The sequence below is a fragment of the Streptomyces sp. NPDC060198 genome (assembly GCF_042728415.1).
In the GTDB taxonomy this organism is placed as follows: domain Bacteria; phylum Actinomycetota; class Actinomycetes; order Streptomycetales; family Streptomycetaceae; genus Streptomyces.
The window spans coordinates 1-6,654 of sequence record NZ_JBHWZJ010000376.1; the positions used below are offsets into that span (position 1 = coordinate 1).

Annotated in this window: 6 protein-coding genes; 5 read left to right on the top strand and 1 reads right to left on the bottom strand. The window is 73.1% G+C overall.

All coding sequences use genetic code 11. The annotated features are described in order from the left end of the window. Positions 1 to 1,635: MFS transporter (locus tag ACFWEP_RS29580; RefSeq protein ID WP_387374581.1), on the bottom strand; the 1,635-nt coding region annotated here is incomplete at its 3' end. Positions 1,636 to 1,860: 225 nt separating this feature from the next. Between ACFWEP_RS29580 and ACFWEP_RS29585 the strand changes: the two genes are divergently transcribed. The 5 genes from ACFWEP_RS29585 (at position 1,861) to ACFWEP_RS29605 (ending at position 6,423) form a co-directional block, all read left to right on the top strand. Next, positions 1,861 to 2,610: a cupin domain-containing protein gene (locus ACFWEP_RS29585; RefSeq protein ID WP_387374583.1), complete on the top strand. Its 750-nt coding sequence runs from the start codon at positions 1,861 to 1,863 to the stop codon at positions 2,608 to 2,610. Next, on the top strand, positions 2,607 to 3,728 hold the full coding sequence (locus ACFWEP_RS29590; protein WP_387374585.1) for a hypothetical protein: 1,122 nt from the start codon (positions 2,607 to 2,609) through the stop codon (positions 3,726 to 3,728). The genes ACFWEP_RS29585 and ACFWEP_RS29590 overlap by 4 nt, the downstream gene beginning before the upstream one ends. A gap of 101 nt (positions 3,729 to 3,829) precedes the next feature. Beyond that, entirely contained in the window at positions 3,830 to 4,930 is a 1,101-nt protein-coding gene (locus ACFWEP_RS29595) for a hypothetical protein (protein WP_387374587.1), read from the top strand. Continuing rightward, complete coding sequence (locus tag ACFWEP_RS29600; protein ID WP_387374588.1) at positions 4,927 to 5,871, top strand: hypothetical protein; 945 nt, start codon at positions 4,927 to 4,929, stop codon at positions 5,869 to 5,871. Before ACFWEP_RS29595 ends, ACFWEP_RS29600 begins: the two co-directional genes overlap by 4 nt. Before the next feature lie 12 nt (positions 5,872 to 5,883). Continuing rightward, complete coding sequence (locus ACFWEP_RS29605; protein ID WP_387374590.1) at positions 5,884 to 6,423, top strand: hypothetical protein; 540 nt, start codon at positions 5,884 to 5,886, stop codon at positions 6,421 to 6,423. Positions 6,424 to 6,654 lie beyond the last annotated feature (231 nt).

Here is a 6,654-nt window from a genome sequence, read left to right on the forward strand (position 1 = left end):
GTCCGTCGCCCCGTCCCTCAGGGCCGCGCCGTCCGTGGCGCCGGGGGTTCCCGTGGCCACTGCGGGGGCGGCGGCGTCGTCCTCGTCCACCGCGGGGGCTGCGCCGCCCTGGAGGCGTTCGCGGTCGGAGGCGCGGACCTGGATGACGAAGAGGGCGATCAGCGCGGCGAGTACGGCGATCACGGCCGCGACGATGAAGGCGGCCGACACACCGGAGGCCAGTACCTCGTTGCCCCAGGGCGGCGGGAGTTCGCCGGTCCGGCGGAACTCCAGCTGCTGGGCGGGGGTCGCCTCCTGCATGAACTTCGGGATCTGGTCGGTCGCCTCGTTGCGGCTGGCGGTGCCGAAGACGGTGACCAGGATGGAGAGCCCGAGCGAACCGCCGACCTGTTGGGTGGCGTTCAGGATTCCGGATGCCGCTCCCGCTTCCTTGGGTCGGACGCCCGAGACGGCCATCAGGGTCAGCGAGACGAACTGGAGTCCCATGCCCAGACCGAAGACGAGGATCGGGCCGAGCAGGCTGCCCAGATAGGTGCTGTTCGCGTCGGTCAGGGTCAGCCAGCCGAGTCCTCCCGCCGCCAGTACCGCGCCCGTCACCATGAAGGGTTTGGGCCCCCACCTGGGCAGCAGTTGGGAAGCGATCCCGGCGCCGACGGCGATGATGACGCTCACCGGGAGGAAGGCGAGCCCGGCGCGCAGTGGGCTGAAGCCGAGGACGTTCTGCACGAACAGGGTGAGGAAGAAGAACATGCCGAACATCGCGGCGGACAGGGACAGCATGATGCCGTAGGTGCCCGCGCGGTTGCGGTCGCGGAACATCCACAGCGGGGTGATCGGCTGTTTCGACCGCCGCTCGTTGGCGATGAACGCCGCGAGCAGCACCACGGCCGCCGCGAAGGCCCCGAGGGTGACCGTGTCGCTCCAGCCGTCCTCCGAGGCCCGGATGAAGCCGTAGACGAGCATCACCATGCCCAGTGTGGACGTGAGCGCGCCGAGGAGGTCGAAGTGGCCCGGGTGACGGACGGACTCGGGGATGTAGCGGGGGGTGGCAAGTGCGATCAGCAGGCCGATCGGCACGTTGACGAAGAAGATCCACCGCCAGTCGAGCCACTCCACCAACAGGCCTCCGGCGAGCAGGCCGATCGCGCTGCCGCCCGCGGAGACCGCGGCGAAGACGCCGAACGCCCTGTTCCTCTCGGGCCCTTCACGGAAGGTCGTGGTGATCAGCGACAGCGCCGTGGGGGAGGCGATGGCGCCGCCGACGCCCTGGAGGGCACGGGCGGCGAGCAGTTGCCAGGACTCCTGCGCCAGACCGCCGAGCAGGGAGGCGAACACGAAGAGCAGAACGCCGAAGATGAAGACTCTGCGGCGTCCGAGGATGTCTCCCAGCCGTCCGCCCAGCAGGAGCAGACCGCCGAAGGTCAGCGTGTAGGCGTTGATCACCCACGAGAGGTTCTCGGTGCTGAATCCGAGAGAGGTCTGGATGTGCGGGAGGGCGATGTTGACGATGGTGATGTCGAGCACCACCATCAGCTGGCACGAGGTGATGACGAGGAGCGCCATACCTTTGCCGCGGCCCTCGTTCTTGTTCCCGGGCGCGGCCAGATGTGCGACATTCGCTTGGGAGTCCGTCATATCAGTACCCATGTCTGCCGACGGCGGCGCCCTCGGTCCGTACGGGCCCGGACGCGTTACCCGTTCGACGTTAGGCTCCGGGTCGCGGCACCGCCATTCGGGCGCACGACGGGCGCATGTGGCGCCCGGGCCCGCCCCCGCACACCTCCGCGTTCACCGGGACTTCACCGGAGAGACGTGCCCGGATCTCCCGCGCGGGGCCGGTACCGCCCTAGGATTCCCTGCATGACGCGCGCGCCGCGCGTCACGGGGGCAGGGGGAGGCGCGATGGGCGCGGGCGGCGAGATACCGGACCGAGTGCGCGGGGTGTTGCCCCTCGGTGTGCGTCTTTACCATGTGCGGCCGGACGGTTCCGTGGTCGTCGCGGACCGTGACGGCTGCCGGCCGCTGGGTCCTGACGGCGGAACGATCCCCTTCATCGACGACGGGCAGTTCGCCCATTACCTGGTGGGCGACGCCGCCACGTCCCCGGAGCGGCCGTCCAACGCGACGGTGAAACTCGGGATGGTCGCTCCCCGCAGCGCCTTCACGCCCCACGCCCACGGCGGCGAGCACTACGTGTTGTCGCTCGGTCACGCGTCCTGCGGTCTCTGGGACGCCGAGCGCGGCAGGACCGCCGACGTACCACTCGTACCGGGGATGCTCATACGCATCCCGGAGATGATGCCGCACTCCTTCGCCAACCGGGGAACACGTCCGCTGACCATCGTCACGGCCAACACGGGGTACGGCATCGATCACGAGGACTACGCGATCACCGCCCCGGAAGCGGAGCGCCGCTCCCGGGGCGGCGTTCCACCGGAGGAGCACGGCACTCTCGCCACGGCGGCCACCACCGACTTCCGGGCCCTCGCGACGGCTCTGCGCTCCGTGGAGGAACGCCAGCGGGTCCACGGCATCGCCCCGGCGACGGTGCGCGAGCGGCTCGCGGGCCGACTGCGCCGGGTGGCCACGGCCCTGGAGGCACGCCCGTGATCTGTCCGCACTGCGAGCACCGGCTGCTCCGCAAGGAACGCCCCGGCAACAGGTGCGCGTACTGCCGGCGCGTCTACGCGCTGGACCCGAAGACCAACGCCCTCGAACTCAGCGACCTCCGGGTGCGGCGTGTGATGGCCGCGCTGTCGGCCGACGGCCGGCTCGCGGTCGCCCCCGGACAGCTCTGGTACGCCCTGTCGCGCCGATCGCTGCGGAAGAGCAGCCTCGGGGACGCCTGGAACTCTTTTACGGGGGTGCTGGGCTTAGGACTTCTGCTGGCGGGTGTCCTGATCCCCTTCGTGCCGGCCATCGTCGCCGGAGGGGTCCTGTCGCTGGTGTCGCTGTCGGTGGTCGTCGCCCGCAGCGCCGGGGTGGGCCGCGGCGTCCCGCAGGTGGACCGTGCCGCGTTCCGCTCGGAGGTCCTCACCCCCTGGCTCAGGGTGTACGGCGAACTGCCGCCGGGCATGGTGGACGACCCCGTCCGGGAGTGGACCCCGGACGGCGCCCCGCCCGCACTGCCGAGGACCGCACCGCCGAAGACCGCACCGCCGAAGACCGTGGCCGGCGCGCCCGCCCCCGCCGACCGGGCGGCCGGAGTCCTGCTCTGCCCCGATCCGTCGGTCATCGCGTTCCTCGCGGCCGAGGGAGTGGCCGGCCACTACGGCCTCGCGCTCGTCCGGACCCTCGACGAGGCCGTGGCCCTCGCCCCTCGGGGGCCGGTGATCGTGCTGCACGACGCCGACGCGCACGGCGCACTGCTCGTCCGGCACGTCCGCGACGCGTTCCCGGGCATCAGGGTGGTCGACGCAGGGCTTCCCGTGCGCAAGGTCCGCGGTCTCGCACACGCGGTGCCGGTACGCGACCGGTGGCACCGGCCCGATGCCGGGGGACGGCGCGCGCTCGCCGCTCTCGGCGAGTTCGGCACGGCGGAGCTGAAGTGGCTGGGCCGTGGCTGGGGGTTCCCGCTCGTCGGACTTCCTCCGGCCCGGCTGCTTGAGGTCGTCGCGCGGTGCGCCGGCCGGGCCACCGGCCGCCCCGACCCCGCCCGTGCCGGGGCGGCCGGTGTCGGCTTCCTGACCTGGCCCTCCACCGGCCCGGCCGAGGAGCGCAGAAAATGATCTGCCCGGGCTGCGAAGCGCGGCTCACCCGGAAGGAACGTGTCGGCGGCAGGTGCGTGCACTGCGGGAAACGCCATGCGCTGGACCCCAGGTCGGACGGGGTGGGGATGCACGACCTGCGCATCCGGCGCTGCGTGGAGCGTGCCACCGGCAACGGCAGGCTGAAGATCACCCTGACCCAGCTCTGGTACGCCGCCCGGTCGTCCAACCCGTCCGCGGAGGGGTCCCCTTCGCACGGGGTCCGGGCGTGGGTGCGCTGGACCGTCGCGTTGCCGCTCTCCGCCGCGCTGGTCGCGGTCGCCGTCGCGGCGCACGGCGGGTTCCGGACGGTCGCCCTGGGGCTGGTCCCGGTGGTGCTCGTCCTGGCGGCGGTGCTGCGGCACCGTCCGGCTCGGCGGCCGTACGCGCAGGTCCATCCGTCGGAGACCGTGTTCCGTTCGCTGATGCTCGGCGCCTGGACGCTGACGTACGGCGGGCTGCCCGGAGGTGTGGTCGACGAGAAGCGCGCGGCGGGCGCCACGGCGCAGCGTCGCGGGGTCAAACAGCGGTCGGGACCACCGGAAGTGGTCATCGTCTGCACGGAGCCGGTCGTCGCGCGCTTCCTCAGGGAAAACCGGCTCCCGGACAGGTCGCACACCCTCCTGGTGGCGAAGGCCGCCGAGCGCGGCGGCCCCGTGAACGGGCCCGCGCACGTGCGGGAGGCTCTGGAGCTGCTGGCCGCGCAGCGATCCGACCTGCCGGTCGTGGTGCTGCACGACGCGGATGCCGGCGGCGCGCTGCTCGCCCCGGCTCTCCGCGCCGCCCACCCCGGCCGGACGATCGTGGACGCCGGGCTCCGGCCGGGGGCTGCCTCACGTAACCGGCGTGCCGTCCGCCGCTTCTCCCCCGGCAGGGGATGCGACGCGGAACTCCTGCGCACCGTGGCCGGGTTGCCCGGACCCGAGGCCGAGGCGCTGGCCGAGGGCTGGTGGTGGCCGGTCGCCGCGGTGCCGCCCCCGGTACTCGCCGAGGCCGTCACCAAGGCGGTCGAGCATGCCGTGCGGGCGCCCGCCCCGCCGCCCGATCGCCCGGGGAGCCCGCTCTCCCAGGGGTTCCTCACCTGGCCGGACGACCTCGAAGAGCCGCAGCCCCCAGGCGCCTCCCGCACCGACCGGAAGCACGACAGAAAGCACGACCGGAAGCACGACAGGAGCACCTCATGACACCGCGACGCCCTCCCGTCGCCGGGGCGCGTATCCTCCCGGACCAGGTCAGGGACCGGGCCCGGCCCGGCGGGCCCGGCACCCGCCTGCTCGCCCGCGCGGTGGACGCCGCACTCCACGCAGCGATCGACGCCGCGGCCGTGCGGGCCGCAGAGCCGGGCGGCCTCCGTTTCACCGAACGTCAGTTGTACTTCGAGACCTGCCGGGTGTTCGATCCCTCCCTGACCCTGCTGAGCCGGATTCCGCGCACCGCTCGGCCGTACCTGCGGCTGCCGTCGTTCACCCGTGCTCTGGACGTCCGGGGCCGGGACACCGTCCCGGGCCTGCTGCCGCCCCCGCCCGAGGAGGTACCCGCTCCGGAGCGGGCGGGTGAACCCGACCTCCACGCATACGGGCTGCCCCGTCTCCTGGTCTGCCAGGACCGCGCGATCGCCCGGATGCTGCTCGCCAACCACGTCCATCTGGAGGCGGCCTGCCCGGTCCTCGCGGTGGCCGACGCGCTGCCGTTCGACCCGCGGCTGACCACCGCTCTGGAGCGCGCGGGCGGGGCGACGGTCCACGTCCTCCACGACGCGAGCCCCCGGGGGATCGCGCTGCGTGGCCAGGTCCGGGCCGCTCTCGGGCCCGTTCCCGGCGTGCGGGTGTCGTCCCTGGGCCTCGTACCGCGCCATGTGCGGGCCATGCGTCTGCCGGCCGGGCGCGGCCCGGTCGGCACGGTGGAACTGGCCGAACTGCCCGGCACCCTCACGCCGCAGGAGACGGCGTGGCTGGCGCGGGGCCGGTTCGCCGAGGTCGCCGCCGTGCCCCCGGGACGGCTGGTCCGCGGGGTGCTGCGTCTCACCCGGGGGCCGCGGGTGCCGCGCACCTCGGTGTGGACCGGGCTGCGGGACCTGCGTACCTCGGGATTCGTGACCTGGCCCGATCCGACCGGAAGAGCTTGAGGACCGCAGACCATGATGAGGCCCAGAGAGACCGTCTACAGCGACGAGCTGCTGGCGGACGGAAGTGTGCACCGCTCCTACGACGACGGCCGGCAGGAGTGGCGGCGGCGCGATCCCTCGGTGGCGGGGCTGGTGCGCTGGCACGACAACATGTCGGCGTCGGGTACGGACGAACTCCTCGGTGATCGCATCGTCAAACGTGTCTCCAACGGCACCGTCAGCTACGGCCGGGACATCGGGTACGGGCGGACCGTGTGGGGGCGCGACTTCCTCACGGTCAACCGGACGTCCTTCGGCGGCCGGATGGGCCTGCTGCTCGCCGGTGTCGGGGTGACCGCGCTGGCCGTCACGGAGGCACAGCTGCCGCCGTTGAGCCTGAGCCCGGAAGAGGAGGAGGAGCTGCGCCGCCAGGCCGAGGCCTCCGCGAGGGACGGCGGCGAAGGGGGCGGCTCCGGCGACTCGGGCGGCGGCTTCGAGAACTCGGGGGACGACTGGGACGGGGACTGGGGCGACGGGGACGACGGAGGCTGGAGCGACGACGACTTCGGCTGACCCGCCGGAGCGGTAGGCGGCGGAATGACGGGTCATCAACGGGCCCGGTGACCCGGTCGGCCGGGAAACCGGCGAGGAACAGAGCGGAGAGGAGCCGTCGATGGCGCGCTTCTGTGTGTGCTTGGCCCCCACGACGGACCGGGCCCGCGCCCATGTCCGGGCGATGGGCGCGATACGTGGCGACGTGCCCGAAGTCGCCGTCCCTCGAGCGGACGCGGCGCTGCTGCGCGG

Excerpts from the sequence above, each read along its gene's own strand:
- ACFWEP_RS29605 (WP_387374590.1), top strand. The coding sequence starts at position 5,884 with ATGATGAGGCCCAGAGAGACCGTCTACAGCGACGAGCTGCTGGCGGAC.
- ACFWEP_RS29600 (WP_387374588.1), top strand. The coding sequence starts at position 4,927 with ATGACACCGCGACGCCCTCCCGTCGCCGGGGCGCGTATCCTCCCGGAC.
- ACFWEP_RS29585 (WP_387374583.1), top strand. The coding sequence starts at position 1,861 with ATGACGCGCGCGCCGCGCGTCACGGGGGCAGGGGGAGGCGCGATGGGC.